This window comes from Kribbella sp. WER1 (genome assembly GCF_054189145.1).
Window position 1 is genome coordinate 4674948 of record NZ_CM135186.1, and the last position, 25652, is coordinate 4700599.

Consider the following 25652-nt stretch of genomic DNA (forward strand, 5'->3'; position numbering starts at 1 on the left):
TAACGCACAAGCAGTTCGGATCAGCGCCCGATCGGCAGCTTCGATGTGACCATGGACACCACATCGTTCACCTCATGGATACGCAGTACCCGCGACACGGCGGCGTACACCGGCAGCATCACGATCGCCGCGACGGCGAGTTCGAGAATCGCGCCGAGCGGCCCGGACCAGTCGATCGCGAGGCCGAGGACCCACAGCACGATCTTGCCCGCACCGGCGCCGGCCACCGCCGCGATCACCATCGCGAGCAGCGGCAGCCCGATCCCGGCGCCCGGCACCCGCGGCACCCGCCGGCGCAGGACCGGCCGGGAGAGCAGGACCGCGACCAGGTAAGCGAGCGCGTACGCCGCGCCGAGCATCACGCCGCTGAACCGCAGGTGTGCATCGTCGAGCAGCACCCGGACCCCGAACAGCGCGGCGCCGATGTTCGTCGCCGCGATCACGCACTGCAGCAGGAACGGCGTCCGGGTGTCCTCGAAGGCGTAGAACGTGCGCAGCTGGAAGTACTGGATGGTGAACGGGACGACCCCGAGCGCGAGCGTCATCAGCGTGTACGACATCAGCGTCAGGTTGTTCCGGCCGGAGCCGTAGCCGGCGATCAGCGTCACGATCGGGTAGGCGAACGCGATCATCGCGGCCGCCGCCGGGACCACGATCGCCAGCGTCTGCCGGATCGAGCGGGCCGACATCCGGGCCACCTCGGCGGTGTCGCCGTCGGCGGCCAGCGCGGACATCTGCGGCAGCGCCGCGGTCGCGAGCGAGACCGTGACGATGCCGTGCGGCACCAGGATGATCAGCATCGCGGTGCTGTACGCGAACAGACCCGCCTTCGCGCCCGGGTCCTCGGAGGCGCTACCGGCGATCGCCAACTGGGTGACCACCACCAGTGTCACCTGGTTCACGGCGACGAAGAGCACCGTCCACAGCCCGAGCTTTGCGGTGTGGCCCAGACCGGTCCCGCGGAGCCCGAACTTGACCCGGTACCGGTGCCCGCTGGCGCGCAGGTACGGCAGCAGCACGAGCAGCTGCACCGCGATCCCGACCGTGTGCCCGAGCCCGAGCAACAGTTCCTCGCCGTGGCTGTACGTCGGAGGCGTGTCGCCGACCCGGTACACGAACAGGAACACCACGATCGAGGCGCACGCGACGATGTTGTTCGCGATCGGCGCCCACATCATCGGACCGAACCGGCGGCGCGCGTTCAGCACCTGACCGACCAGCACGAACGCCCCGTAGAAGAAGATCTGCGGCAGGCAGAGCCGGACGAACATCACCATCGACGCCCGTTCGGACGCCCGCTCCGCCTCGTGCAGCTCCGGTGGCAGGTACAGCTCGGCGATCGCCGGCGCCAGCAGCACACAGCCGACCGTGACGACCGCGAGGACCACGAAGCCGAAGGTCAGCACCCGGTTGGTGAAGTCCTGGCCGCCGTCGTCGTGGTTCTTGATCGCCCGCACCAGTTGCGGGACCAGGACCGTGTTGAACACGCCGCCGGCCAGCAGGATGTACAGACTGTTCGGGATCGTGTTCGCGGCGGTGAAGATGTCGCCGCGCAGCGCGGTGCCGATAGCGGCTGCGAGCAGGGCGATCCGGATGAATCCGAGCAGGCGGGACAGCACTGTTCCGGCTGCCATCACCGCCGCGGATCGCAGGGTGCGGTCAGCCATCCTTCGAACCGACTCCTTCTTTCAGGGACGTGCCCGGAGTCTCCTCCGGTACGCCGTTCGCCGCGGGGCGGCCGTGGGCGGGATCAGGGGTTTCGTCGCCGGACTCGCCGGGTTCCTCGGACCCGGCCGGCTCGGTGGACTCCGTCGTCGTGGTGACCGCGGCCGGGTTGCGGCGCTCGATCCGGACCCGGCGGTAGATCCGGACGAACGACGTACCGAACAGCAGCGCGCAGGCGGCGCCGACCAGGATCCAGCCGACGCTGCCGTACTGGCTGGCCTGGATCAGCAGCTCCTGGGACTTGCCGACCGGCTGGCCGGCCGCGTTCGTGACCTGGGCGTTCGCGCGGATCAGACCGTTCTGCTCGGCGCTCGCGTTGATCCGCGGGGTCCACTTCTGGCCCGGGCCGAGGATGACGGTCTGCGGGGTCTTGATCTTCAGGTCGGTCCGGTTCACCGGCGTGACGACGATGCCGACCCGGACCGACCAGTCGGTCTCGTTGGTGATCGTCAGCGGGAACGTGCCCTTGCTGCCGGCCAGGTTGACCTTGATCTCCTTGCGGAGCCCGCGGTCGACGCTGGCGTTCACCAGGTGCACCTTGCCGAGCTGCTGGTTGACGGAGCCGAGCTCGATCGCGCTGAAGTACTGCGCTTCCTCCTGGTATCCGGTCCAGCTGGTCGAGGTGGAGCGCAGCAACGCCTGGGTCATCACCTCGGGCAGCTGGCTGCCGTCGACGAGCAGGCTCTGCATCGTGCTGGTCGCCCGCTCGAGCTGCGAGACGCTCTGCAGCTGGCCCTCGGACAGGACCCCGTTGGTCCGCGGCGCGGTCGGTGCCTTGGTGGCCGCCGGCTTCGGGGTGGTCGCGACGATCGTGGTGAGGTCGGCAGGCTTGATCCACGGCAGCGACGACAGGCTGCCCGCGAGTGCCGCGGTGGCGGTCCCGGTCGGGTCCCAGCCGCGGGGCGGTACGGCGACCACCGAGGCGGTGTTCTTCCCGGCGGCCGCGATCAGCGCGGTCACCGCCGCGAACCGCTGCCGGACCTGGAGCGGGTTGTCCGCGGTCTCCGGGTCGGGGCCGCCCTCGGTGAGCGCCGAGTCCGCGATCACGGCCCGGACGGCGCGGTCCGGGCTGCCGGGCGTGAGTACGTCGTATACCGGGGTGCTGGTCAGGACCGGGCGAGTGCGGGCCGACCAGGACGAGCTGCTGACCAGGTTGAGGTCGTCGGCGGTGGAGCCGGCGAAACCTCCGGACGCGGCGCCCAGGTACCGGCTCGCGGCGGCGCCGCCCTCGAGCCAGAGGCCGTTGGTGAACGACGGGGTCAGCTCGCCGCCCGAGTGCTCGGTCCTGGTGCGGGCCCGTCCGACCAGGTCCTTCAGCGGATCACCGGCGTCCAGCAGCCCGGCGACGTCCGGATCGCCGTACGGCAGCAGGACGACTTGGTTGCCCCTGGCGGTCGTGGCCTCGAACTCCTTCAGCCAGGCGGCGGCCACGGTCTGCCCGGTGCCGGTCGTGGTCTGGCCGTTCTGGCCGAGGATCACGTAGCCCTTCGACATCTGCTTGATCTCGTCGAGCGTCGCGGGGTCGGCCAGCCAGGTGACCTTGCGGTTCTTGCCGAGCGCCAGCAGGCGGCCGAGCGAACCGGTCGGGGCGAGGGCCTTGGCCAGCGCCTCGTTCGCGAAGTTCCGGCCACCGAGCTGGGTCGGGCGGAAGCGCAGCGGTACGACGAGGGCGGTGTTCACGGTGCGCTGCAGCGGCTGTTTACCGATCACCGGCATCAGCAGCCGCGCCCGGCCGGCCATCACCCGGCCGCCGTCCGGTGTCTCGCCGCGGAACGTCACGCCGACCACGTACACGCCGGTGTCGGCGTCGATCCGCCATTCCTTCCACGGCACGGTCAGCGAGAAGTTGACGGTCTGTTTCGGCGCCAGCGGCTGCTCGAACCGCTGGTACGTCTGGCTGTCGTTGGTCAGGTTGCTGCAGCTGTCCCGCTTGTCCATCGGGACGTTCTGCTCGGTCGAGATCGCCTCCAGCGCGGCGGTGCTGGCCAGCCGGGTCCGGTCGATGCACGCCAGCGCCTGAGGGGCGTCGAAGGTGACCGAGCTGGTGTTCGTCACCCGGCCCTTGATCACCACCTGCTCACCGGGCTTGGGGGCGACCGGGCCGAACGTGTCGATGCTGACCTGGACGGCCGGCTCGTCGACCGGCTCGGCCTCGGCAGGAGCGCTGAGAGTCGCTGCCGAAGCAGCAACCAACAGGCCGGCACCCAGCACCGCTGGGAGCCTCAGTCGCCGTCTGAACACGCCGTCACCGTAACCTAGTTCCCCGTGTCACCCTTTGCCGACCAGTCACCCTCCGCCGGATCTCTGTCCGGCGTCCAGCGACGCGCCGTCCAGGCCCTGCTGGAACTCGCTCCCGTCGTCGACGAACTGGGCTCCCGGTTCGCTGCCGCCGGCCACGAGATCGCCCTGGTCGGCGGTCCTGTCCGGGACATTCTCCTCGGTCGGGGGAGCAAGGATCTGGACTTCACCACGTCAGCGCACCCCGATGTGATCGAGCGGTTGCTGTCCGGTTGGGCAGACCACGTGTGGGACATCGGCAAGGCGTTCGGCACCATCGGTTGTCGCAAGGGTGAGTGGGTCCTGGAAGTCACGACGTACAGGTCGGAAACCTACGATCCCACCTCGCGCAAACCGGAGGTGGCCTACGGCGACAGCCTGGAGGGCGATCTGGCCCGCCGGGACTTCGCGATGAACGCGATGGCGGTCCGGCTGCCGTCGCGGCAGTTCGTCGACCTGTACGGCGGGATCGAGGACGTCGCGCACAAGCGGATCCGCACTCCCGGTACGCCGGAGGACTCGTTCAGTGACGACCCGCTGCGGATGATGCGAGCCGCCCGGTTCGCCGCCCAGCTCGGCTTCACCCCGGACCCGGCCGTGGTCCAGGCGATGAAGGCGATGGCGGACCGGATCACGATCGTCTCCGCGGAACGGGTCCGGGACGAGCTGGAGAAGCTGATCTGCGCCGACCACCCGCGGATCGGGCTCGACCTGCTGGTCTCGACCGGTCTGGCCAAGCACGTGCTGCCGGAGCTCCCGGCGCTGCTGGAGACGGCCGACGAGCATCAGCGGCACAAGGATGTGTACCAGCACTCACTCACCGTCCTCGATCAGGCCATCGATCTGGAACCCCGCCTATCTGTTCCGACGCCGGACTTCGTCGTTCGGTTCGCAGCCTTGATCCACGACATCGGGAAACCGAAGACCCGGCGCTTCGAGGACGGCGGGAAGGTGACGTTCCACCACCACGACGTCAAGGGCGCGAAGATGGCCCGGAAGCGGATGAAGGCGCTGCGGTTCAGCAACGAGCAGATCGACCAGGTCAGCAAGCTGATCGAGCTGCACCTGCGCTTCCACGGGTACGGCGAGGGCGAGTGGACCGACTCCGCCGTCCGCCGGTACGTCCGCGACGCCGGCGACCAGCTCGAGCGGCTGCACGTCCTCACCCGCGCCGACTGCACCACCCGGAACCGCCGCAAGGCCGAGTCGCTGCGCGCCGCGTACGACGACCTCGAGGCCCGCATCGAGCGTCTCCAGGAACAGGAGGAGCTGGACGCGCTCCGTCCGGATCTGGACGGCAACCAGATCATGCGGATCCTCGACATCCCGCCGGGCCGCGAGGTCGGCGAGGCGTACAAGTTCCTGATGAACCTGCGCCTCGACGAAGGCCCGCTGGGGGAGGACCGCGCCCGCGAAGCGCTGCTCCGCTGGTGGGCCGAGCGCTCCTAGGGCGTGTCTCCTAATCCCCCGCCTACTGCGGGGCACCCGGCACGGCACCTCGCCGCGCGGGCGCAAAGGCCACGATGCTCCGCATCGAGACCTTCGCCCCCGCACGCCGAGCTACCGCACCGGGCACCTCCTCGCGACGGCGCGGGATTAGGAGACACGCCCTAGATCGCCTGCGGCCGCTGGGTGCCGTACGCCGTGGCGATCGCGGCGGCGGACTCCTCGTGCTTCTCGAATCGGACGTCGTTGATCGAGGCGACCGGTAGCGCCGGGTCGATCGAGTTGGTGAGGTACGCGGCGTCGTACGTCGCGAGGTCGGCGAGCGGCACCGGCTCCGTGGTGTGGGTGGGCAGGCCGCGCTGGAGGAGTTGCCGGCGGATACCGGGCAGGACCGGGGCTGCCGGGAAGATCAGCTGCGCGCCGCGGGCGAAGCAGATGTTCCAGATCGAGGCTTCGGAGATGTGCCCGTTCGCGGTGTGGAAGAGCGCGTCGTCGTACCCGTCCGCCTTCGCGCGGCGGCCGTAGTAGACGAGGTCGAACGTGCCGGTGTGCTTGAGGTGCGGGACCGCGCGCTCGTGCTGGTAGGTGCGCAGCCGGACCGGTTCGGTCGTGGGCATGACGGGCGGGCCGACGCGGGTGAGGAGATGTACCTCGTCGGTGGCGAAGACGTTGATGCGGACAGACAGGTCGCCCGAGCCGGCTTCGCGGAGGGCGGCGCGGAGGTCGTCGCGGACCCGGTCGGCGGGGAGGGCTTGGCCGAAGAGTTCACGGGTGCTGCGGTCCAGGCGGTCGAGATGCAGGTCTAGGCCGTCGACCCGGCCGTCGCGGACCTGCAGCGAGGTGAAGTGCCCGAAGCTGGTTGCGCGCAGCAACGTCGGGTCGACCGTCGGCCACCGGGTGCCGTCGAGCAGGAGGAACTCGTTCACGCCCATTAGTCTCGCGCTGTGGATGTGTGGAGTGTCATCGGGTGGGGCGGATCCGCGCTCGTCGTGCTGTCGTTGCTGCAGACCCGGATCCTGCGACTGCGGGTGCTGAACCTGATCGGCTGCGTGATCCTGGTCGCGTTCAACGCGGTCGTCGGCGTCTGGCCGATGGTCGGGATGAACGCGGTGCTCGCGGTCATCAACGTCGTCCACCTGTGGCGGCTGCTCCGGCACCGGCACGACGAGACGGCGTACCAGGTGCTCCAGGTGAACGCCGGCGACGCGTACCTCGGGTTCGTCCTCGACCGGCACCGCAACGACATCACCCGGTTCAACCCCGGCTTCACCGCCGGTACGAGCCCGTACGCGTTCCTCGTCCAGCACGGCGACCGGACCGTCGGCGTGGTCCTCGCGCACGACGCCGGCACCGGGCGCGCGCAGATCGACCTCGACTACGTGGTGCCGAAGTACCGCGACTTCACCCCGGGCGAGTTCGTGTACCGGCGCAGCGACGTGTTCACCGAGCAGGGGTTCCGGCAGGTGATCGCGCCGCCGCGGATGCGCGACTCGTCGACGTACCTCAAGAACCTCGGCTTCCGCCGCGACGGCGACGACCTGGTGCTGAACCTCTAGAGGTCCTTCGCGAAACAGAGCGAGGCGACCTCGTTCTCGAACGGCGGGTACGGCGGCGTCGGGCGGTACCCGTGGTTCGTGTAGAGCGCGATCGCCTCGGCCTGCTCGGTCCCGGTCTCCAGCCGGAGCATGGTGAGACCGCGGGATCTGGCCTGCGATTCCACGGTCTCCAGCAGCAACCGCGACAGTCCCCAGCCGCGGGCGGCCGGTGCGACGTACATGCGTTTGATCTCGCCGAGACCGGGAGCGACCGGTTGCAGGCCGACGCATCCCGCCGGGGTGCCGTCCAGCGTCAGAACGGTGAACGCGATGTCGGGATGCAGGTCCACCAGCGGCTGGTCCTCGCCGTACAGGGCTGCCAGCTCGGCCTGCTGAGCGGTCGTCAGCGCCAGCACCTCGGGATCCGTCGGCGCCGCCGCGCGCAGTTCCACACCCTCGATCACCATGCCGTCGCACGGTAGCAACCTGGCATGACGCTGCTGTTTCGTCTTTCTCTCCCGGAGGCCGAGCGGGCGTGAGGGATCAGCCGCCGAACAGTTTCCAGTCGCCCTCGCTGATCACCTCGACGTCGCCGTCGACGACCTTGATCGCGGTGTCGTCGTCGATCGCGTACGTCGGCACCGGGATGCCGGCTGCCCACTTCCCGATGTTCTCCGGGGTGGTGTCCGCCATGTCCGGATGCCCGAGATGCGGGTACAACGTGAAGTCCACCAACCCGAGGGCACGTTCGGCACCATCCCCCATGTCGCTGCCCGGCGGCACGAACTCCCGGTCGAACTCCGCGTCGCAGTTGTACGGCGTCACCGCGATGCTCCCCGCGCTCACCCCGAGGTACACCGAGGTCAGCGTCGGCAGCAGCTCCGCCAGACCGGACTGCCGCATCCAGTACGTCAGGTACAGGACGTCGCCGCCCCACACGATCAGCGCGTCCGCCTCCCGAACGGCCGGGACCCAGCTGTCCTCGCGGATCGTCGGGAGGGCGGTCAGTTCCAGCACGCCCACGGACTTCCAGCCGAGGTCGCACGGCGAACTCTTGGCGTTCCCCGAGATCGCGTTCCACCCCTGGACGGCGCCGCCGGGGAACGGGTAGATCCCGGTGGGGACGAAGAGCGCGCTGGACTCCGCGATCGGTTTGCCCAGGAGCTCGACGAGCGCGTCGGAGATGCTCTGGTTCCGGATACCCGACGATGTCAGCAGGAACTTCATGACGCCCGACGCTACTCCGGACTCGGCGTGGTCGCCCTCAGCGCGCGGCCGCGGAGGTAGCGCTGTTCGGTGGTGTTGGTGGTGAGTTTGGCCGCGGCGAGATACATCTCGGCGGCCTGTCCGGTGTCGCCGCGGAGTTCGAGGAGATGGGCTCGGACTGCGTGGTACCGATGGTTGCGGGTCGCTCGTGGCTCCGTGGCCAACGTGTCGAGCAGTGCAAGACCGGCGTCGGGCCCGTGCACCATCGCGGTGGCGACGGCCCGGTTGATCCGGACGACCGGCCCGTCCAGCAAGGGTTCCAACAAGTTGTACAGGGCAAGGATCTGCCGCCAGTCGGTCGGCTCCTCGCAGTGGACGGCGGCGATCGCGGCCTGCAACTGGTACGGCCCGAGCGGAGTCGTCCGCATCGCCCAGGTGATCAACTCGGTGCCCTCGGCAATCGCCGCGGAGTCCCACCGCGACCGGTCCTGCTGGTCGAGCGGTACCAGCGCGCCGTCGGCCGTGGTCCGGGCCGGGCGCCGCGCCTCGGTGAGCAGCATCAACGCGAGCAACCCGGCCACTTCACCGTCGTCCGGCAACAGCTCCCGCAGCATCCGCGCCAGCCGGATCGCCTCGCGGGCCAGGTCCACCCGGCCGAGCTCGTCGCCCGCAGTACTCGTGTGCCCTTCGGTGAAGATCAGGTACAGCACCTGCAGAACCGGCTCCCAGCCCTGGTCCGACTCCGGCCGGCGGAACGGCCGGCCGCGGAGTTTCTGTTTGGCGCGGCTGATCCGCTGCCCGATCGTGGCCTCCGGGGTGAGCAGGGCCGCGGCGATCTCGCCGGTCGTGAGCCCGCCGACGGCGCGGAGCGTCAACGGGATCTGCGAGGCCACCGGCAGGTCCGGATGGCAGCACAGGTACAGGACGGTCAGCGAGTCGTCGGTGTCGCCGACCGGCGCCGGCGCGAGGTCCGGCGTACGGACGATGTCCTCGCGCCGGCGGCGGGCCTCCTCGTTGCGGAGCAGGTCGATCAGCCGCCGGGAGGCGACCCGGATGAGCCAGGTACGCGGCTCCTCCGGGACGCCCTGGGCGGGCCACTGCTGCGCGGCGACGAGCAGCGCCTCCTGGACGGCGTCCTCGCACGTCTCGAAGTGCCCGTACCGGCGAACCAGCGCGCCGAGCACCTGCGGCGAGAGGCTCCGCAGCAGCTCCTCCATCGTCAGCCGGCCGGCCGCATGTCCTCAGGCCCGGCCATGATCGGCCGTACTTCGACGGTGTCGCCGACCGCCTCGACGATCCGGGCCGCGATCGCCATCACCCGGTCGTGGCTGTCGCAGTCGACGATCGCGAAGCTCGCGAGGACCTCCTTCGACTCGGCGAACGGCCCCTCGCTCGCGACCGGGCCGGCGTCCGTACGGCGTACCGTCCGGCTGAGCGCCGGATGCGCCAGCCCTTCGGTGCCGAGGAGTTCCCCGCTCGCGGTCAGCTCCGCGGCGAGGTCCTCGTAGAACTTGCACATCGCGACGAACTCGGGGCTGTTCACGTCGACCGTGTCCCAGCCCGACTGGTCGCCGTACGCGAGCAGCAGGTACTTCATCGCTCTCCTCCTTCAGGCCGCGCTGCGGACCATCGTCGCGTGGTACCCGCCGCCCGGGTACACCCAGTCTCCGATCAGGCGGTCCCCGCCGTCGGAGAACACACCCTTGAAGTAGCCGGGCGAGCCCTTGAACCCGCCCCAGATCGTCAGCTCGTCACCGGTCAACTCGTACACGTAGTCGAGCGTGTTGCCGTCCGCGTCGTACACCCGGGACTTCACCTCGGTACCGCGCTCCTCGCCGAACAGGTGCTCGTACCCGATGATCTCGGTGATCCGGACCTGGTGGCCGTCGTGGTCGAGCACTCCGCGCTGCATCAGGAAGTGCTCGCCGTCCATCCACGCGAAGGTCGTCGTGCCCGTGGCGCCGCCGGACACGTTCCAGGTGCCGACCAGGCGGCCGAGTCGCTGCAGTTCGTTCATGGTCGTAGTCCTCTCTGGTTCCTGCCTTGTGCTGCTACCTCGAAGCTGTCCGGCGGCTTTCGACAGCTGGGCTTTGTCCAGATTTGACTGCGAGGCAGTGCGCGAAACGGCTCGGTTGTGGCAGGTTTTGCTCATGAACCTACGGATCGGCATTGCCGGGATCGCCATCGAGTCCAGCACGTTCTCGCCGCACCGGGCTGGGCTGGCGGACTTCGACGTACGGCGTGGAGACCACCTGCTGGAGCGGTACACCGACTTCCTCGGCAAGGACTGGGCGCAAGGGATCGAGTGGGTACCGCTCGTGCACGCGCGGTCACTGCCCGGCGGCGCGGTGCTGCCGGAGGTGTACGACGACCTGTCCGCGGAGATCATCACCCGGCTGCAGGACGCCGGCGACCTCGACGGGTTCTTCTTCGACATCCACGGCGCGATGAGCGTCGTCGGCCGCCAGGACGCGGAGGCCGACCTGGCCACCCGGATCCGGGACGTGCTCGGCCCCGACGTCCTGATGTCGGCCTCGATGGACCTGCACGGCAACGTCTCCCGCGAGCTCGGGACGGCCGTCGACCTGATCACCTGTTACCGGATGGCGCCGCACGAGGACGCGATGGAGAGCCGTGAGCGCGCGCTCCGGAATCTCGTCGAGCGACTGCGCTCCGGCGGCGGCAAGCCCGGGAAGGCGTGGATCCAGGTCCCGGTGCTGCTGCCCGGCGAGAAGACCTCGACGCGGCTCGAGCCGGCGAAGTCGATCTACCACCGGGTGGCGGAGATCGCGGACGAGCCCGGCGTACTGGATGCGGCCGTGTGGGTCGGGTACGCGTGGGCGGACGAGCCGCGCTGCCGGGCCGCCGTCGTGGTCACCGGTGATGACACCGAGCTGATCACGGCGCGGGCGAACGAGTTGGCGAAGGCGTACTGGGATGCGCGGGACGCGTTCGCGTTCGTGGCGCCGACCGGGACACTGGACGAATGCGTGACGGCCGGTCTCGCGAGCAGCGCGCGGCCGTTCCTGATCAGCGACTCCGGCGACAACCCGACCGCGGGTGGCGCCGGCGACGTGTCCTGGACGCTCGGCGAACTGCTCAAGGTCGAGGACCTCGGCTCCGGCAAGGCCACCGCGATCCACGCCAGCATCACCGACCCGGACGCGGTCGCCGCCTGCGTGGCCGCCGGTGTCGGCAACCCGGTCGAGGTCACCGCAGGCGGCAAGGTCGACCCCGGCCCGTCGGGACCGGTCGCGCTGGCCGGCACGGTGTTCTCGATCTCCGAGGACCCGGTCGGCGGCACCGTCGCGGTCGTCAAGGCGGGCGGCCTGCACTCGATCCTGACCAGCCGCCGCAAGCCGTACCACCACATCGCCGACTTCACGCTCCTTGGCCTGGACCCCGCGAAGACCGACCTGGTCATCGTCAAGATCGGCTACCTGGAGCCGGAGCTGTACAACCTCGCCGCCGACTGGCTGCTCGCCCTCACTCCGGGCGGCGTCGACCAGGACCTGCTGCGCCTCGGCCACCACGGCGTACTCCGACCACTGTTCCCCTTCGACCCGGAGATGGCCGACCCTGACCTGACCCCGGAGCTGCTTCCTTAGTTCTTGCGGCTGAAGTCCGTGACGGCCGGCTGTTTCTCGAAGCCGGCCGACACGTACGCCGCGACGCCGCCGACGTTGCTGCTCGGCGTACACACGGTTGCGCTGGACGACCCCAGCTCCTGCAACGCAGCCGCTGCCGCGACGGTGATCGCCCGGCCGTACCCGTGGCCGCGGTGATCGCGGTGTGCGCCCAGCGGTTCGATCAGCCCGGGGCGTCCTTCCCCGGCGGACCAGACCGTCGTCGCGGCAACCGGCACGCCCACGTCGTCGTACCCGACCAGGCAGCGGCCCCGGCGGTACGGCGCTCCGGCGGCCATCGCCTGCCAGCGCTCCAACGTCAGCTTCGCGTTCGGGAACGCCGCGCGGTGTACCGCGATCCGGTCAGCGAGGATCCGGTCGCGGATGTTCTTCGCGTCGACGGACTCGATCGTCAGTCCGCAGTCCGGCACCGGCGTACCGAGGTCGCGGGTCAGCGGCGTCCACGGCTCGTCGGCCGCCCAGCCGCTGCGGTGCAGCAGTTCGCGGAACGCCGTACCGGCGCGGGCCTCGACGAGTCCGGCGTCGGCCGGCAGGACGCCCTGCGCGGGATCCGACAGGTCGGCCAGCAACCGCGCGGCGAACGGCTCGTCCTCGTCGACGCTCGGCGCGATCGCCATCCGGATCAGCCCGCTGTCGTCGTCCACCATGCCCGCGGCAACGAGTTCGCCGTCACGGCGCCAGGCCCGGACGGCCGCGGCCAGCGCCTCGGCGCCGTCGCACCAGTTCCACCCGAGGTCACCGGGGTGCAGCTGGACGGGCGCCCCGTGCCGCTGCCAGAGCGCGACGGCCTCGACGATCTCGTCCAACGAGTCCCGCGTCGCGGTCTCCAGTGTGATCGACATGTGCCGATCAAACCTCATGCCGCTGACCCGGCGCACGTACTTTCTAGAGCTTCCGCAGGACGTGCAGGGCCTCGATCGCGTGGTCGATCAGCCGGCCGGTGTTGTACGGGCGGTCCGCCTCGGGAAGGCCGGACCACTCGATCGCCAGGTCCTCGGTGTACGACAGCCACGCGTGGATGCGGAGGTACTCGGCGGACTTCGGGTCGTCGGCCACCTCGGGCGTGCCGAGGTACGTGAGGATCCGCTTGGTCAGGCCGGCGCGGGTCTCGTCGTACACCTCGACGGCGAAGTCGTCACCGCCGGCGGCGCCGCGGACGAACGAGATGTACGCCGTCCGGCGGCGCTCGATGAACGCGACGAACTGGACCAGCATCTCGCGCAGCTGATTCTCCGGCGACAGTGCCTCGTCGGGCTTGGTGACGCGGAGCAGCCGGCGGCCGGCCGCGGAGATGACCGCGACGTAGTAGTCGCGCTTGCTCGGGAAGTAGTGGAACAGCAGCCCGCGGGAGATCCCCGCGGCGCTCGCGATCTCGTCGATCGACAGCTCGTGGATCGGCTTGGTGCGAAGCATCATCAGGCCGATCTTGACCAGTTGCTTCTTGCGGTCGTCCGCTGTCAGACGGTGTTCCATCTATTGAGCATTGCTTAGACGCTGAGCTACGGTCAAGCTGAGGGAGAGGAGTCTTGATGGGGTTCGAACCTTCGGCCCGGGCACAGGACCTGATCGGTCGCGTGGAGTCCTTCCTGCGCACCGAGATCGAGCCGGCCGAGGCCGAGCTGCACAGCGCGATCCGCGCCGCCGGAGACCCCTGGCAGCCGCAGCCGATCATGAAGGACCTGCAGGCGAAGGCCCGCGCGGCCGGCCTGTGGAACCTGTTCCTGCCGCCCGCCGAGCCGGGCAACGAGCAGTACGGCGAAGGCCTGAGCAACCTCGATTACGCCCCGATCGCGGAACTCACCGGCCGGTCGTTCATCGCGCCGTACGTGTTCAACTGCAACGCGCCGGACACCGGCAACATGGAGGTGCTCCTCCGCTACGGCAACGCCGAGCAGCAGAAGACCTGGCTGGAACCGTTGCTGGACGGCACGATCCGGTCCGCGTTCTGCATGACCGAGCCGGACGTCGCGTCCTCCGACGCCACCAACATGGAGGCGACCGCGGTTGTCGACGGCGACGAGGTCGTCCTCAACGGCCGCAAGTGGTGGAGCACCGGTATCGGACACCCGGACTGCCGGCTGCTGATCTTCATGGGCCTCACCGACCCCGAAGCGCACCGGTACGCGCGGCACACCATGGTGCTCGTCCCGCGTGACGCCCCGGGCGTGAAGGTCGAGCGCCTGCTCCCGACGATGGGCCGGTACGACGAACCGTACGGCCACGGCGAGGTGTCGTTCACCGAGGTCCGGGTGCCGGCCGCGAACATCCTGGTCGGACCGGGCCGCGCGTTCGAGATCGCCCAAGGACGGCTCGGTCCGGGACGCGTGCACCACTGCATGCGGCTGATCGGACTGGCGGAGAAGTCGCTCGAGCTCGCCCTGCAGCGCGGGACCAGCCGGACCGCGTTCGGCAAGCCGATCGTCAACCTCGGCGGCAACCGGGAGCGGATCGCCGAGGCCCGGATCGCGATCAACCAGGCGCGATTGCTGGTCCTCCACACGGCGTACCTGCTGGACACGCAAGGACTGGCCGGGGCGTTGAGCGAGGTCAGCCAGATCAAGGTCGCGGTGCCGCGGATGGCGCAGGACGTCGTCGACATGGCGATCCAGTTGCACGGCGGCGGCGGGCTGTCCGAGGACTTCCCGCTCGCGGCCGCGTGGACGAGCGCCCGCGCGTTGCGGCTGGCCGACGGGCCGGACGAGGTGCATCGTGGAGTGGTCGCCAGGATCGAGTTGGCGTCGTACCTCTCGGCCGTTCAGGAGGCCAAGTGAGTCGTGTCCTCGTCACCGGCGCCGCGAGCGGTCTCGGCGCGGCCCTGGTCGCCCGCTTCGTTGCCGACGGCCACCAAGTGCTCAGTACGGACGTGGGGGAGGACGGACCCGCGCCGTACCTGAAGCTTGACGTCCGGAGCCCGGCGGACTGGGACGCGGCGGTCGCGTGGTGCCAGGACAACTGGGGCGGCCTGGACATCCTGGTGAACAACGCGGGGATCGCGACCGGCGGCCGGATCGAGGTCGAGACGCTCGACGAATGGGACCGGGTCGTCGACATCAACCTGATGGGCGTGGTCCGCGGGTGCCGGGCGTTCGTCCCGCTGTTCAAGGAGCAGCGGTCCGGGTACATCGTGAACACCGCGTCCGCGGCCGGGCTCGTGCATCCGCCGATGATGAGCTCGTACAACACCGTCAAGGCCGGCGTGGTTGCGCTGTCGGAGACGCTGTCGCACGAGCTGCATCCGTACGGCGTCACCGTGTCGGTGGTGTGCCCGTCGTTCTTCCGGACCAACCTCGCGGACTCGATCCGCGGCGCGGACAGTGCGATGGCCACGACCGCTCGGCAGCTGATCGAGAAGTCGCCGCGGTCCGCGGACGACATCGCGACGAACGTGCTGGCCGGGATCAAGAAGAAGCAGCACCTGATCAGCCCGGATCAGCCGGCCCGGGTCGCGTTCTGGACGAAGCGGCTGGTGCGGCCGTTGTACGACCGGCAGATGCGGCGGATCGCGGCGCGTGCACAGGCGCGCGCGACGGACGGGCGGTGACCGGAGTGCCGGAAGGCGCCCGGGCGGTGCGGGACGAGGACGCGTTCGACGTACCCGCGGTGGACGCCTGGCTGCGGGAGCAGACCGCCGTACCGGACGGGTTGCCGGAGGTGAAGCAGTTCTCCGGCGGTGCGTCGAATCTGACGTATCTACTGAGCTATCCGGGGCACGACCTGATCCTGCGGCGGCCGCCGGCCGGTACGAAGGCCAAGGGTGCGCACGACATGGGACGCGAGTTCCGGATCCAGAAGGGGCTCAAGCCGGTCTACCGGTACGTCCCGGAGATGATTGCCCACTGCAACGACGAGTCGGTGATCGGCTCCGAGTTCTACGTGATGGAACGGGTCGTCGGCACCATCCCCGGGCATCACCGGCTGGGCGTCGACCTGACGCCGGCGCAGACCCGGCAGCTCGGGTTCACGTTGATCGACACGCTGGTCGAACTGCACGCCGTCGATCCGGCGGCGGCCGGGCTCGCCGATCTCGGGCGCGGTGCCGGCTACGTCGAGCGTCAGGTCAGCGGGTGGACGGAGCGTTACCGCAAGGCGAAGACATGGAACGTGCCGAGCTACGAACGGGTGATGACCTGGCTGGCGGCGAACCAGCCTGTGGATGTCCGGACGTGCGTTATCCACAACGACTTCCGGCTGGACAACGTCGTACTGGCACCGGACGACCCGCTGCGGGTGGTCGGCGTACTGGACTGGGAGCTCGCCACGCTCGGCGATCCGTTGATGGATCTCGGCAGCGCCCTTGCGTACTGGGTGCAGGCCGACGACGACTGGGCGTTCCGCCGGTTCAAGCTGCAGCCGTCCGACGTACCGGGCATGATCACTCGCTCGGAGATCGTCGACTACTACGTGAAGCAGTCGGGTCTGCCTGTGGACAACTGGGCGTTCTACGAGGTGTTCGGGCTGTTCCGGCTCGCGGTGATCGCGCAGCAGATCTACTACCGCTACCACCACAAGCAGACCCGGAACCCGCGGTTCAAGAACTTCTGGCTCCCGGTCAACCTGCTCGAGCGGCGCTGCCGCCGGATCATCCGGCAGTCGTAGATGGCGGTCGTCTACCTGATCCGGCACGCGCAGGCGTCGTTCGGTGCGCGCGACTACGACAAGCTGTCGCCACTCGGCGAGCAGCAGGCTGTGCGGCTGGGCTCGACATTGAGCGAGGTCCGGGCCGATGTGGTGGTCTCGGGGTCGATGCGCAGGCACCAGCAGACCGCGTCGCTGGCGGGGTTCACCCCGGAGGTGGATGCGGGGTACGACGAGTTCGACCACCAGGAGTTGATCGTCGCCCACAAGCCGGCGTACAAGCGGCACACCGTGATGGTGGCCGACCTGGCGCGCAGCGGGCACCCGAAGAGGGCGTTCCAGGAGATGTTCACGGCCGCGACCCAGCGCTGGATCGACGGCGGCGACGGGTACGCCGAGACGTTCCAGGCGTTCTGCGACCGGTCGGAGGCAGCGGTACGGCGTACCGCCGAACGGCTCGGCAAGGGAGAGACCGCGCTCGTCTTCACATCCGGCGGGCCGATCGCGGCCGTGGTCAGCCGGCTGCTGTCCGGCGGCGACGGGCTGTGGACAAAGTTGAACCCGGTGACGATCAACACCGCGATCACGAAAGTCGTGTCCGGTCGCGGCGGGCTGACTGTGGTGAGCTACAACGAGCACGTCCACCTCGGTGCGGACCTGCTCACTTACAGATAGGACTCCCTCGATGCGACGGAACCTCCTGATCACCGGTGCCAGCTCCGGCCTCGGTGCGGAGATGGCGCGGCAGTTCGCCGCGAAGGGCCATGACCTGGCGCTGACCGCCCGGCGTACCGATCGGCTGGAAGTGCTCCGGGACGAACTTGCCGCGAGTTATCCACAGACAAAGGTGGTTATCCACAGCCTGGATGTGTGTGACCACGACCAGGTGTTCGACGTGTTCCGCGCTGTCGACGCCGAGTTGCCGCTGGACCGGGTCGTGGTGAACGCCGGGCTGGGGAAAGGCGCGCCGCTCGGCACCGGCCGGTTCGCCGCGAACCGGGAGACGGCGCTGACGAACTTCGTCGGAGCGCTTGCGCAGGCGGAGGCCGCCCTCGAACTGTTCCGGGCGCGGAACGCCGGACACCTGGTCCTGATCGCGTCGATCTCGGCGCTCCGCGGGATGCCGAAAACGGTCACGACGTACGCCGCGACGAAAGCCGGACTCGCCTCGCTGGGCGAGGGGCTGCGGCTGGAGTTGCTGGGGAAGCCGATCAAGGTGAGCACGATCTACCCCGGGTACATCCGGTCGGAGATGAACGATCGGGTCAAACACACGCCGTTCATCGTCGACACCGAGCCGGGCGTGCGGGCGATGGTCGCCGCGATCGAGGCGGAGAAGGCGAAGGCGTACGTACCGGCGCGGCCGTGGTGGCCGCTCGCCCAGGTGATGCGGGTGGCGCCGCTGCCGTTGCTGAAGAGGATGATCTGAATGCGGTGGGGGCTGACCGTTCCGCTGACCGGCGTACCGCTGCGGGAACATCGTGCTTTGATCTCTGAGCTGCACTCGTTGGGGTACACGGATCTGTGGTCCGCAGAGGTCGCTGGCGCGGACGCGTTCACGCCGCTGGTGCTCGCGTCCGAGTGGGACGCCTCGCTGCGGTTGGGGACGGCCGTCGTACCCGTGCACACGCGCGGGCCGGCCGCGCTCGCGATGAGTGCCGCCGCGCTGGCGGACCTCGCGCCCGGACGGTTCGTGCTCGGGATCGGGGCGTCGTCCGAGACCATCGTGACCGGGTGGAACGGGATCGCGTACGACCCGCCGCTGGCGCGGACCCGCGACGTACTGCGGTTCCTGCGGCAGGCGTTCGCGGGAGGTCGCGTGGACGGGACGTTCGACAGCTTCACCATCGAGCGCTTCCGGCTGGAGAAGGCACCCGACGTACCGCCGTCGATCATGCTCGCCGCGCTCCGCCCCCAGATGCTCCGCCTCGCCGCCCGCGAAGCCGACGGCGCGATCACCAACTGGCTCTCCGCCGACGACGTACGCCAGGTCCGCGCCGAACTCGGCCCCGGCAAAGAACTCGCCGCCCGCATCTTCGTCTGCGCCACCGAAGACGCCGACATGGCCCGCAACATCGGCCGCTACCTGATCGCCACCTACCTCACCGTCCCCGGCTACGCCGCCTTCCACGACTGGCTCGGCCGCGCCGGCCTGATGCAACCCATGCGCGAAGCCTGGTCCGCGGGCGACCGCAACGCAGCCATGGCCGCCATCCCCGAGTCGCTGATCGACGCCCTGATAGTCCACGGCACCCCCGACCAGTGCCGCACCCACATCAACCGTTACCTGGAAAACGGCCTCGACACCCCCATCATCGCCACCCTCCCCACCGGCACCAACCCCCTGGAAACCGCCCGCTCCCTAGCCCCCAACTAACCACCACCCCGCGAAAGGACACCGCTCCGCGGCGGCTGCTTGTTGGCGCCTTCGGCGCGCCCGGGCTTGTGAGGTCCGTGGGGCGGCCGTTCATGGGACCCGCTCGTTGAGGGGTTAGCGTCTGAGATGCGGGGTTAGCTACCCGTATACCGGTTGCAAACCCGGCGTTTCAGGCGTTAACCCCTCAAACGGTCACCACCGCTGACGGCCGAGGCCCGATGGTGCGTGGCCGGTGTCGCGGGTGTGGGCGGGGGTGAGGCAGGAGTGCCGGGGTAGGTCTTGCAGCGGGAGGATCTGCAGGGTGACAGGTAGTGCACCGCGAGACGCCGTACGCGATCTGCGATTTCGCGCTCGAGTGCACCGCCCAGGGACCGGCACCTCCTGCCGAGTTGCCGACCACAGCCCGCCCAGACACCAGGCCGCTCTGGGGCTGTGTCGACGACAAGGTGCTTCCGGATTGGCAGCCGCCCGCGGTTCCGGTCGAGTCGATCCCGGCGCGGGTTGTCAGGGCGGTGGTCGTCGACGCCCACATCCCGGAAGCCGACGTCCGCCTGATGACCAAGGCGCGGGCGGTCCAGCGGCTGGCCGAGTTCTACACCAGCGGGGAGTAGGTCAGCTGAGGCGGTTCGCCTTGAGCCAGGTGGTGGCTCGGCGGGGCGAGGCTCGGGAGAGCCAGGCGTCTTGGATTACTTCGGTGAGTTCTTGTGTGGTGAGGGCGCCCAGGTCGCGGGCTCGGATGAGGACGGAGGGGTGGCCGTCGAAGTGTGGAGTGGTGAAGAACGGGGTGGGGTCCGCCGCGAGGAGGGCGAGCTTTTCGGATTCGGAGTCGACCCAGATCATGATCACGTCGTCGTACTTCTCGCCGGTGACGGGGTCGACGGCGTCGGGGCGGGGAGTGCGGAAGAAGACGAAGGACTTGCCGCCGACCTGGTAGACGGGGCGGTCGGTGCCGTCGTCGCGTTCCCACTTGGTGACGTGCGGCATGCCGGACGCGATCTCGTGGACGTCGGCCAGGCGTGCCTTCCTCGGAGCCATGGGAGCGAGTCTAGGCGGGGATCCAGATCGTGAAGGTCGAGCCGGAGCCGGGGCGGCTGGTGACGGTGATGTGGCCGTGGTGGGCTTCGGTCAGGTGTTTGGTGATGGCGAGGCCGAGGCCGCTGCCGCCGGTGGTGCGGGTGCGGGAGACGTCGGCGCGGTAGAAGCGGTCGAAGACGTGCGGAAGGTGCTCGGCGGCGATCCCCGTCCCGTTGTCGGTCACGGTGAGGTTGTAGCCGTTGTCCACAGGGCGTACGCCGACCATCACGCGGCCGCCGGTCGGCGTGTAGCGGATGGCGTTCGAGACCAGGTTGCCGAGGGCCTGACGTATGCGGGCGCTGTCGACGACTGCCGGCGACGGACCGGAGGCCGTGGCGGTGAGGGTGACAGAGGCTGCTTCGGCGGCGGGTTGGTGGGCCATGACCACTTGCTGCGCGAGCTCGGTGAGGTCGCGGGGCGCGGGATGCAGGCGGAGCATGCCGGCGTCGGCCAGGGCGAGGTCCTGGAGGTCGGCGACCAGGTGTTCGAGGAGTGCGGTTTCCTCGAGGAGCGACGTGACGAGCGCGCCGTCGAGCGGTACGACGCCGTCCTCGGACGCCACCAGGTAGCCCTTGATGTTCGCGAGCGGCGTACGGAGTTCGTGGGCGACGTCGCTGACCATCGCCTTGCGCTGGAAGTCGTGCCGCTGGATCGCCTCGGCCATGTCGTTGAACGCGTGCCCGAGCCGCGCGACCTCGTCCTTCCCGCTGACGGGGACCCGCGCCGCATGATCGCCGTTCCGCATCCGTTGCGTCGCACCGGTCAGCGCGACGATTGGCCGGACCAATCGTCGGCCGGCGAACAGCATCACGAGCGCCGCGATCAGGAGTACGCCGAGCGCGGTCGCCGCGGTCCGGAGCAGGCCCTCGCCGGAGAACACGTTGAACGTGCTCTTCGCCCCGAGGTACAGCTTCGCCGGCGGAGCGACGTACGGCGTCAACGCCTGCACGCGGGCCTGCGCGACGCAGTTCGCGAACGTCTCGTCGACCGCGGCGTCGGTGATCGGCTCGACGGATCGCAGACCGGAGTAGTCGTTGATCTTGTACTTGATCCCGGCCGCGTCCAGGCATGCGGTGGACCGTCGTACCTCGTCGTCGTTGACGATCTTCGCCTTCGCGCTCGGTGCTGTCAGGCCGGGCGGGAGGCAGTCGTCCTTGGTGGGCGCGGAGTTCACCCGGATCCCGGCGACGGTTTGCGACGACTCGATCATCACCTGGGGGACGGTGCCGTCGCTCTGCGCCACGTTCGCCGACTTGCCCTTCGTGGCGAGGCAGTTCACGGCTTGCTTCGCGAGCTGCTTCCGCTGCTGGATCTCGTCGTCGGTGAGTCCCCAGTCCGACGCCGGCACGAACGGAACCCCGATCGCAGCGGTCGCCGCGAACCCGCTCGCGAACGTCACCGGCTTGCGCGTCTGGTACACGGTCATCGTGCTGTTTGCCTTCCCCAGCCCACCGCCGCGCGCGTCGATGGTTGCCGCAGGCACTGAAGGGAGTTCGGGGGCGGCGCCGAGCACTCGAGCCGAGTCCGCGATCACGGTCCCGTTCTCGGCGGTCACCGCGACCCGCCGGCCGAGCCGATCCGCGAGGTCGTGCACCACCTTGTCGACGCCCGACCAGGTCGGATGGTCGGAGGCGTACTTCGCCAGCTCCCCGTAGATCTCGCCGTCGACCTGCAGTTGGCCCGTATTCGCGTCGATCTCGCCCTGCAGCTTCTCCGAGGTGCTGTACGTCGCGATCAGCGCGGTCGCGATCACCGCCCCGAGTGCCACCGCGAGCGACAACCCGAGGAAGCGGACCAGCACGCTACGACGCATGGGTCTCCTCCGTCAGCTTGTAGCCGACGCCGTACACGGTGCGCAGGTACGTCGGAGCGCCCGGCGACGGCTCGATCTTCTTCCGCAGGTTCATCACGTGGACGTCGACGGTCCGGTCGAACACGTAGTGGTCGAAGCCGAACGCGTGCTCGAGCAACTGCTGCCGGGAGAACGCCCGCCCGGGCGACGCGGCCAGGCAGGCGAGGATCTTGAACTCCGCCGGCGTCAGCTCGACCAGCTTGCCCGCCAGGCGTACCTCGTGCCGGGACGGGTCGATCTCCAGCTCGCCGACGCGGTACACCTCGCCTTCGGAACGGATCCGGGTACGGCGCAACACCGTGCGGACCCGGGCGACCAGTTCGCGCGGGTTGTACGGCTTGGTCAGGTAGTCGTCCGCGCCGAGGTCGAGCCCGAGCAGCAGGTCGTCCTCGGTGGAGCGGGCGGTCAGCATGATGATCGGCACCCCTGAATCGGCTGAGCCGTCGGCGCGCAGTACCCGGCAGACGTCCAGACCGTCGACCTTCGGCATCATCACGTCGAGCACCAGCAGGTCCGGGCTGCGCCGGCGGGCCTCGTCGATGGCCTCCCGCCCGTCGTGCACGACGACGGTCAGGTGCCCTTCACGTTCGAGGTACCGCCGGATCAGCTCGGCCTGCTTGAGGTCGTCTTCGGCGACCAGAATCCGCGCTGGCATACCGATCAATGTCCCCGAAGTTGATGAGAATCCGATGAAGATCGGCTGAGAGCATCGGGTGCAAACCGGTCCTTCACAGGTTCTTCACGGTCCGGGCGGCACGCTCGACCGCCATGAAGAGCAAAACAGCACTCGCCGTCCTGGCGGTCCTCGCGTTGGCTGCCTGTGGCAACGACAAGGCGCCGGTCGCGTCCGATCAGAAGAGCGACAAGAGTCCGCTCGCGGAGTACATGGGCGACGGTTTCGTCAGTTCGTCGGGAGGCGGTGGCGCGTTCCGGATCGCCACCCGGGCGGGCGGTGCACAGCAGCCGAGCGACGAGGAGCTGGCCAAGCAGCGCAAGGTCGAGGACGCCACCGTCGCGTGCATGAAGGACGCCGGGTTCGAGTACGTCGCGGTCCCGCCGGAGCAGCAGGCGAAGGGGAAGTTCAGCGACGCGTTCAACCTGCCCGCGGACAAGTTCGCCGAGCAGTACGGGTACGGGATCAGCACGATCGACTGGTCGAAGGCGGGCGACGACGACAGCAACCCGAACGCGAAGATCCGTAAGGCGCTCTCGCCGACCGCGCAGAAGGCGTACGACAAGGCGCTGAACGGGCCGAACGCCAACGGGAACGGCGCGGTCGTGATCCAGGGCGGCGGCGACGGTCCGAACTCGAGCGGCGAGCAGGACCTCGGCTGCCGGGGCAAGGCGGTCAAGCAGGTGTACGGCGACAACAAGGGCGCGATCGACTTCAAGAAGTTCGACAGCCTGTTCAAGGACATCCAGGCGCTGCAGAAGCGGATCGACTCCGACCAGCGGGTGACCGACGCGACCAGCGCGTGGTCCGACTGCATGGCTGACGCCGGGCACTCCGGGTACAAGAAGGTCTCGGACCCGCGGGACGAAGTACAGCAGAAGCTCGACGCGTTGACCGGGAACCAGCCGCCGGCCAAGGGCAGCCCGTCGAAGACGATCGGGGGACCGCCGTCGTTCGACAAGGTCGACTCGGCGAAGCTGTCCGACCTGCGGAAGCTGGAGATCGAGCTCGCGACCGCGGACCAGAAGTGCAAGGCCATGGGGTACGACGACGCGTACAAGAAGGTGCAGTACGAGCAGGAGAAGGAGTTCGTCGACCAGCACAAGGCCGAGCTCGAGGCGTACCGCGACGAGACGGCGAACCGGTGACCGCTACACCCAAGTCCCGGCGCCGGGTGCTGGTCGGCGTCGCAGGGGTGGCCGTGGTGTCGCTCGGGATCGGGGTCGCGGCGGGCAGCCGGATCAGCTCGCCGGAGGACGCGGCCGCGAAGACCGCGCCGCCGGCCGCGTCCCAGATCACGGTGCCGGTCGCGAAGAAGCTGCTGTCGAGCAAGGTGGTCGGGAGGGGTGACGCATCGTTCGACGGCGCGGTGAACATCCGGGTCGAGACGGCCGGGCTGACCACGCCGCCGATCGTCACGGGCAAGGTCCCGACGGTCGGGTCGACGATCACCGAAGGCAAGGCGCTGCTGGAGATCACCGGGCGGCCGGTGATCGGGCTGGCCGGCGTACTGCCGATGTACCGGACCTTGTCGCCGGGGAGCAAGGGGCCGGACGTGCTGCAGTTGGAGCAGACGCTCGAGCGGCTCGGGTACGACCCGGGGACGGTGGACGACGAGTACACGCTGTCCACATCGGCCGCGGTGGAGAAGCTGTACGAGAACGCCGGGTACGACGCTCCCGCGCCGGAGGACCGCCTTACGCAGGCGGTCGACCAGGCGAAGAAGCAGGTCGACGCCGCGAAGAAGCAGCTCCGGCAGGCGCAGTCGCAACTCAAGGCGGCCAAGGATGCCAAGGCGAAAGACACCTCCGTCCAGCAAGGCGCGGTCGACGACGCCGAGCAGAACCTGTCGGACGCCCAGCAGGCGCGCTCCGACGCGGAGTTCAAGGCGGGTACGCCGCTGCCGGTGTCGGAGGTCGTCTACGTGAAGACGCTCCCGCGCCGCGTCGACGACGTGAAGGTTGAACGCGGCGGGACCGTCAACGGCGTGGTGATGTCGGCGAGCGGTGCGTCGCTGGTCGTCACGCTCAAGGTCGACGCGGAGACGGCGCAGCGGCTGAAGGCGGGGATGACCGCGGCGCTCGAGCTCAGCGACGGTACGTCGGTCGCGTCGAAGGTGCGGCGGGTGACGAAGAACGGGAACCAGTACGACGTGGTCGTCGCGCCGAACGCGTTGACCGGTAGTCAGCTGGCGCTGCTGCGGGACGCGAACGTCCGGGTGACGATCCCGGTGAAGAGCACCAGCGGCAAGGTGCTCGCCGTACCGGTGGCCGCGTTGTCGTCCGGGTCCGACGGGGCGTCGCGGGTCGAGGTACTGCGGGACGGGAAGGTCGAGCTGATTCCGGTCACGGTCGGGCTGTCGGCGGACGGGTTCGCGCAGGTGACGCCGAAGGGCGACGCGAAACTGAGCGAGGGCGATCAGGTGGTGGTGGGGAAGTGAGTACCGCGGTGGCGCTGCCGGCGCCGGTGGTGGAGATGATCGGGGTACGGCGGTTCTTCCCGGGGCCGCCCGAAGTCCGCGCGATCAAGGGGATCGACCTGACCGTCCGGGAAGGGGAGTACCTGTCGATCGTGGGGCCGTCCGGGTCCGGGAAGTCGACGTTGCTGCATCTGCTCGGGTTGTTGGACAACCCAACGGATGGGGTGTATCGGCTGGATGGCGTGGACACGATGCGACTGCGCGAACGCCGCCGGGCGGTGTTGCGCGGGCAGCGGATCGGGTTCGTCTTCCAGTCCTTTCATCTGCTCGACCATCGGACGGTGCTGGAGAACGTCGCGCTCTCGATGGTGTACGTCGGGGTGCCGCGCCGGGAACGGCTCGCCCGCGCCCGGGTCGCGCTGGAACGGGTCGGACTCGCACACCGGATGGAGTTCGCGCCGACCACCCTCTCGGGCGGCGAACGGCAGCGCGTCGCGATCGCCCGCGCACTGGTCGCCGAACCCAGCCTGCTGCTCGCGGACGAGCCGACCGGCAACCTGGACAGCAAGAACGCGGAGGCGATCCTGCAGGTGTTCGACGAACTGCACGCCGAGGGCATGACGCTGGCCGTCATCACCCACGACGCCCACGTCAGCCGCCGCGCCCAACGCCAGGTCCGCATAGTCGACGGAACCCTCCAGTGGTAACCCATTCAGGCCCCCCGGACCCGACCGGCGGGCCGTCCACGGCGCGGCGACGCCGGCTCCGGTCACGTCCAGCAATTCGTGATCTTCTGGACGAGGCCCTGGCCGGCGTTGCCGCTCGGCCTACGCGGTTGATTCTCAC

At 69.3% G+C, this 25652-nt stretch carries 26 protein-coding genes; 13 read left to right on the forward strand and 13 right to left on the reverse strand.

Annotated elements, in window-relative coordinates; genetic code table 11:
- Positions 1–20: 20 nt before the first annotated feature.
- Both murJ and ACXJJ3_RS22595 read right to left on the reverse strand, forming a co-directional pair.
- Complete coding sequence (gene murJ / locus ACXJJ3_RS22590; RefSeq protein ID WP_458163815.1) at positions 21–1667, reverse strand: murein biosynthesis integral membrane protein MurJ; 1647 nt, start codon at positions 1665–1667, stop codon at positions 21–23.
- Positions 1660–3966 (reverse strand): hypothetical protein, encoded by a 2307-nt coding sequence (locus ACXJJ3_RS22595; protein WP_458163816.1) that lies wholly within the window; start codon positions 3964–3966, stop codon positions 1660–1662. Before ACXJJ3_RS22595 ends, murJ begins: the two co-directional genes overlap by 8 nt.
- A 63-nt stretch (positions 3967–4029) precedes the next feature.
- On the opposite strand from ACXJJ3_RS22595, the gene ACXJJ3_RS22600 reads away from it, so the two are divergent.
- A complete protein-coding gene (locus ACXJJ3_RS22600; RefSeq protein ID WP_458171935.1) occupies positions 4030–5451 on the forward strand; it encodes a CCA tRNA nucleotidyltransferase in 1422 nt (473 codons plus the stop codon).
- A gap of 161 nt (positions 5452–5612) precedes the next feature.
- Here ACXJJ3_RS22600 and ACXJJ3_RS22605 read toward each other — a convergent pair whose 3' ends face one another.
- The gene (locus tag ACXJJ3_RS22605; protein WP_458163817.1) at positions 5613–6374 is read right to left on the reverse strand and encodes an aminotransferase class IV; all 762 of its coding nucleotides are present in this window, start codon (positions 6372–6374) and stop codon (positions 5613–5615) included.
- Between the two features lie 18 nt (positions 6375–6392).
- Between ACXJJ3_RS22605 and ACXJJ3_RS22610 the strand changes: the two genes are divergently transcribed.
- Positions 6393–7004, forward strand: coding sequence for a hypothetical protein (locus ACXJJ3_RS22610; RefSeq protein WP_458163818.1), 612 nt, complete (start codon positions 6393–6395; stop codon positions 7002–7004).
- On the opposite strand, the gene ACXJJ3_RS22615 is transcribed toward ACXJJ3_RS22610, so the two are convergent.
- The 5 genes from ACXJJ3_RS22615 to ACXJJ3_RS22635 all read right to left on the reverse strand — a co-directional run bounded on the left by ACXJJ3_RS22615 (position 7001) and on the right by ACXJJ3_RS22635 (position 10206).
- Positions 7001–7450 carry a GNAT family N-acetyltransferase gene (locus ACXJJ3_RS22615; RefSeq protein WP_458163819.1) on the reverse strand — a complete coding sequence of 150 codons (450 nt, stop codon included), beginning with the start codon at positions 7448–7450 and terminating at the stop codon, positions 7001–7003. The genes ACXJJ3_RS22610 and ACXJJ3_RS22615 overlap by 4 nt on opposite strands.
- A gap of 76 nt (positions 7451–7526) precedes the next feature.
- Positions 7527–8210, reverse strand: coding sequence for a Type 1 glutamine amidotransferase-like domain-containing protein (locus ACXJJ3_RS22620; RefSeq protein WP_458163820.1), 684 nt, complete (start codon positions 8208–8210; stop codon positions 7527–7529).
- 11 nt (positions 8211–8221) lie between these two features.
- Positions 8222–9406 (reverse strand): RNA polymerase sigma factor, encoded by a 1185-nt coding sequence (locus ACXJJ3_RS22625; protein WP_458163821.1) that lies wholly within the window; start codon positions 9404–9406, stop codon positions 8222–8224.
- A 2-nt stretch (positions 9407–9408) separates the two neighbouring features.
- A complete protein-coding gene (locus ACXJJ3_RS22630) occupies positions 9409–9786 on the reverse strand; it encodes a YciI family protein (protein ID WP_458163822.1) in 378 nt (125 codons plus the stop codon).
- A gap of 12 nt (positions 9787–9798) precedes the next feature.
- A complete protein-coding gene (locus tag ACXJJ3_RS22635) occupies positions 9799–10206 on the reverse strand; it encodes a hypothetical protein (protein WP_458163823.1) in 408 nt (135 codons plus the stop codon).
- Positions 10207–10339: 133 nt separating this feature from the next.
- Between ACXJJ3_RS22635 and ACXJJ3_RS22640 the strand changes: the two genes are divergently transcribed.
- Entirely contained in the window at positions 10340–11797 is a 1458-nt protein-coding gene (locus tag ACXJJ3_RS22640; protein ID WP_458163824.1) for a M81 family metallopeptidase, read from the forward strand.
- Here ACXJJ3_RS22640 and ACXJJ3_RS22645 read toward each other — a convergent pair.
- Together ACXJJ3_RS22645 and ACXJJ3_RS22650 are read right to left on the reverse strand one after the other, a co-directional pair.
- Positions 11794–12678, reverse strand: a complete 885-nt coding sequence (locus tag ACXJJ3_RS22645; RefSeq protein ID WP_458163825.1) for a GNAT family N-acetyltransferase — start codon at positions 12676–12678, stop codon at positions 11794–11796. The genes ACXJJ3_RS22640 and ACXJJ3_RS22645 overlap by 4 nt on opposite strands.
- Before the next feature lie 43 nt (positions 12679–12721).
- Positions 12722–13309 carry a TetR/AcrR family transcriptional regulator gene (locus ACXJJ3_RS22650; protein ID WP_458163826.1) on the reverse strand — a complete coding sequence of 196 codons (588 nt, stop codon included), beginning with the start codon at positions 13307–13309 and terminating at the stop codon, positions 12722–12724.
- A 56-nt stretch (positions 13310–13365) separates the two neighbouring features.
- On the opposite strand from ACXJJ3_RS22650, the gene ACXJJ3_RS22655 reads away from it, so the two are divergent.
- The 7 genes from ACXJJ3_RS22655 to ACXJJ3_RS22685 all read left to right on the forward strand — a co-directional run bounded on the left by ACXJJ3_RS22655 (position 13366) and on the right by ACXJJ3_RS22685 (position 19399).
- Positions 13366–14607 carry an acyl-CoA dehydrogenase family protein gene (locus ACXJJ3_RS22655; protein ID WP_458163827.1) on the forward strand — a complete coding sequence of 414 codons (1242 nt, stop codon included), beginning with the start codon at positions 13366–13368 and terminating at the stop codon, positions 14605–14607.
- The gene (locus tag ACXJJ3_RS22660) at positions 14604–15377 is read left to right on the forward strand and encodes an SDR family NAD(P)-dependent oxidoreductase (RefSeq protein ID WP_458163828.1); all 774 of its coding nucleotides are present in this window, start codon (positions 14604–14606) and stop codon (positions 15375–15377) included. The genes ACXJJ3_RS22655 and ACXJJ3_RS22660 overlap by 4 nt, the downstream gene beginning before the upstream one ends.
- The gene (locus ACXJJ3_RS22665; protein WP_458163829.1) at positions 15374–16432 is read left to right on the forward strand and encodes a phosphotransferase family protein; all 1059 of its coding nucleotides are present in this window, start codon (positions 15374–15376) and stop codon (positions 16430–16432) included. Before ACXJJ3_RS22660 ends, ACXJJ3_RS22665 begins: the two co-directional genes overlap by 4 nt.
- Positions 16433–17086: a histidine phosphatase family protein gene (locus tag ACXJJ3_RS22670; protein WP_458163830.1), complete on the forward strand. Its 654-nt coding sequence runs from the start codon at positions 16433–16435 to the stop codon at positions 17084–17086. It begins immediately after the preceding gene.
- Positions 17087–17096: 10 nt separating this feature from the next.
- Positions 17097–17840, forward strand: coding sequence for an SDR family oxidoreductase (locus tag ACXJJ3_RS22675; protein ID WP_458163831.1), 744 nt, complete (start codon positions 17097–17099; stop codon positions 17838–17840).
- A complete protein-coding gene (locus ACXJJ3_RS22680; protein ID WP_458163832.1) occupies positions 17841–18788 on the forward strand; it encodes an LLM class F420-dependent oxidoreductase in 948 nt (315 codons plus the stop codon).
- Positions 18789–19099: 311 nt separating this feature from the next.
- Positions 19100–19399 carry a hypothetical protein gene (locus ACXJJ3_RS22685; RefSeq protein ID WP_458163833.1) on the forward strand — a complete coding sequence of 100 codons (300 nt, stop codon included), beginning with the start codon at positions 19100–19102 and terminating at the stop codon, positions 19397–19399.
- A gap of 1 nt (position 19400) precedes the next feature.
- Here the strand turns inward: ACXJJ3_RS22685 and ACXJJ3_RS22690 are convergent, their stop codons facing one another.
- Genes ACXJJ3_RS22690 through ACXJJ3_RS22700 form a run of 3 tightly spaced genes read right to left on the reverse strand, consistent with a single transcriptional unit; the run spans position 19401 to position 22369 of the window.
- Positions 19401–19823 carry an MmcQ/YjbR family DNA-binding protein gene (locus ACXJJ3_RS22690; protein WP_458163834.1) on the reverse strand — a complete coding sequence of 141 codons (423 nt, stop codon included), beginning with the start codon at positions 19821–19823 and terminating at the stop codon, positions 19401–19403.
- 10 nt (positions 19824–19833) lie between these two features.
- Positions 19834–21675, reverse strand: coding sequence for a sensor histidine kinase (locus ACXJJ3_RS22695; protein ID WP_458163835.1), 1842 nt, complete (start codon positions 21673–21675; stop codon positions 19834–19836).
- Positions 21665–22369, reverse strand: coding sequence for a response regulator transcription factor (locus ACXJJ3_RS22700; protein WP_458163836.1), 705 nt, complete (start codon positions 22367–22369; stop codon positions 21665–21667). The genes ACXJJ3_RS22695 and ACXJJ3_RS22700 overlap by 11 nt, the downstream gene beginning before the upstream one ends.
- A gap of 113 nt (positions 22370–22482) precedes the next feature.
- On the opposite strand from ACXJJ3_RS22700, the gene ACXJJ3_RS22705 reads away from it, so the two are divergent.
- Genes ACXJJ3_RS22705 through ACXJJ3_RS22715 form a run of 3 tightly spaced genes read left to right on the forward strand, consistent with a single transcriptional unit; the run spans position 22483 to position 25513 of the window.
- Positions 22483–23535, forward strand: a complete 1053-nt coding sequence (locus ACXJJ3_RS22705; RefSeq protein ID WP_458163837.1) for a hypothetical protein — start codon at positions 22483–22485, stop codon at positions 23533–23535.
- Positions 23532–24827, forward strand: coding sequence for a peptidoglycan-binding protein (locus ACXJJ3_RS22710; protein WP_458163838.1), 1296 nt, complete (start codon positions 23532–23534; stop codon positions 24825–24827). The genes ACXJJ3_RS22705 and ACXJJ3_RS22710 overlap by 4 nt, the downstream gene beginning before the upstream one ends.
- A gap of 35 nt (positions 24828–24862) precedes the next feature.
- Positions 24863–25513, forward strand: coding sequence for an ABC transporter ATP-binding protein (locus tag ACXJJ3_RS22715; protein WP_458171936.1), 651 nt, complete (start codon positions 24863–24865; stop codon positions 25511–25513).
- The last annotated feature ends 139 nt before the right edge of the window (positions 25514–25652 follow it).

Coding starts and splice junctions, on each gene's coding strand:
- murJ (WP_458163815.1), bottom strand. CDS start 1,667: ATGGCTGACCGCACCCTGCGATCCGCGGCGGTGATGGCAGCCGGAACA.
- ACXJJ3_RS22675 (WP_458163831.1), top strand. CDS start 17,097: ATGCGACGGAACCTCCTGATCACCGGTGCCAGCTCCGGCCTCGGTGCG.
- ACXJJ3_RS22695 (WP_458163835.1), bottom strand. CDS start 21,675: ATGCGTCGTAGCGTGCTGGTCCGCTTCCTCGGGTTGTCGCTCGCGGTG.
- ACXJJ3_RS22640 (WP_458163824.1), top strand. CDS start 10,340: ATGAACCTACGGATCGGCATTGCCGGGATCGCCATCGAGTCCAGCACG.
- ACXJJ3_RS22635 (WP_458163823.1), bottom strand. CDS start 10,206: ATGAACGAACTGCAGCGACTCGGCCGCCTGGTCGGCACCTGGAACGTG.
- ACXJJ3_RS22690 (WP_458163834.1), bottom strand. CDS start 19,823: ATGGCTCCGAGGAAGGCACGCCTGGCCGACGTCCACGAGATCGCGTCC.
- ACXJJ3_RS22680 (WP_458163832.1), top strand. CDS start 17,841: ATGCGGTGGGGGCTGACCGTTCCGCTGACCGGCGTACCGCTGCGGGAA.
- ACXJJ3_RS22645 (WP_458163825.1), bottom strand. CDS start 12,678: ATGTCGATCACACTGGAGACCGCGACGCGGGACTCGTTGGACGAGATC.
- ACXJJ3_RS22625 (WP_458163821.1), bottom strand. CDS start 9,406: ATGGAGGAGCTGCTGCGGAGCCTCTCGCCGCAGGTGCTCGGCGCGCTG.
- ACXJJ3_RS22670 (WP_458163830.1), top strand. CDS start 16,433: ATGGCGGTCGTCTACCTGATCCGGCACGCGCAGGCGTCGTTCGGTGCG.
- ACXJJ3_RS22700 (WP_458163836.1), bottom strand. CDS start 22,369: ATGCCAGCGCGGATTCTGGTCGCCGAAGACGACCTCAAGCAGGCCGAG.
- ACXJJ3_RS22705 (WP_458163837.1), top strand. CDS start 22,483: ATGAAGAGCAAAACAGCACTCGCCGTCCTGGCGGTCCTCGCGTTGGCT.
- ACXJJ3_RS22655 (WP_458163827.1), top strand. CDS start 13,366: ATGGGGTTCGAACCTTCGGCCCGGGCACAGGACCTGATCGGTCGCGTG.
- ACXJJ3_RS22715 (WP_458171936.1), top strand. CDS start 24,863: ATGATCGGGGTACGGCGGTTCTTCCCGGGGCCGCCCGAAGTCCGCGCG.
- ACXJJ3_RS22620 (WP_458163820.1), bottom strand. CDS start 8,210: ATGAAGTTCCTGCTGACATCGTCGGGTATCCGGAACCAGAGCATCTCC.
- ACXJJ3_RS22630 (WP_458163822.1), bottom strand. CDS start 9,786: ATGAAGTACCTGCTGCTCGCGTACGGCGACCAGTCGGGCTGGGACACG.
- ACXJJ3_RS22615 (WP_458163819.1), bottom strand. CDS start 7,450: ATGGTGATCGAGGGTGTGGAACTGCGCGCGGCGGCGCCGACGGATCCC.
- ACXJJ3_RS22650 (WP_458163826.1), bottom strand. CDS start 13,309: ATGGAACACCGTCTGACAGCGGACGACCGCAAGAAGCAACTGGTCAAG.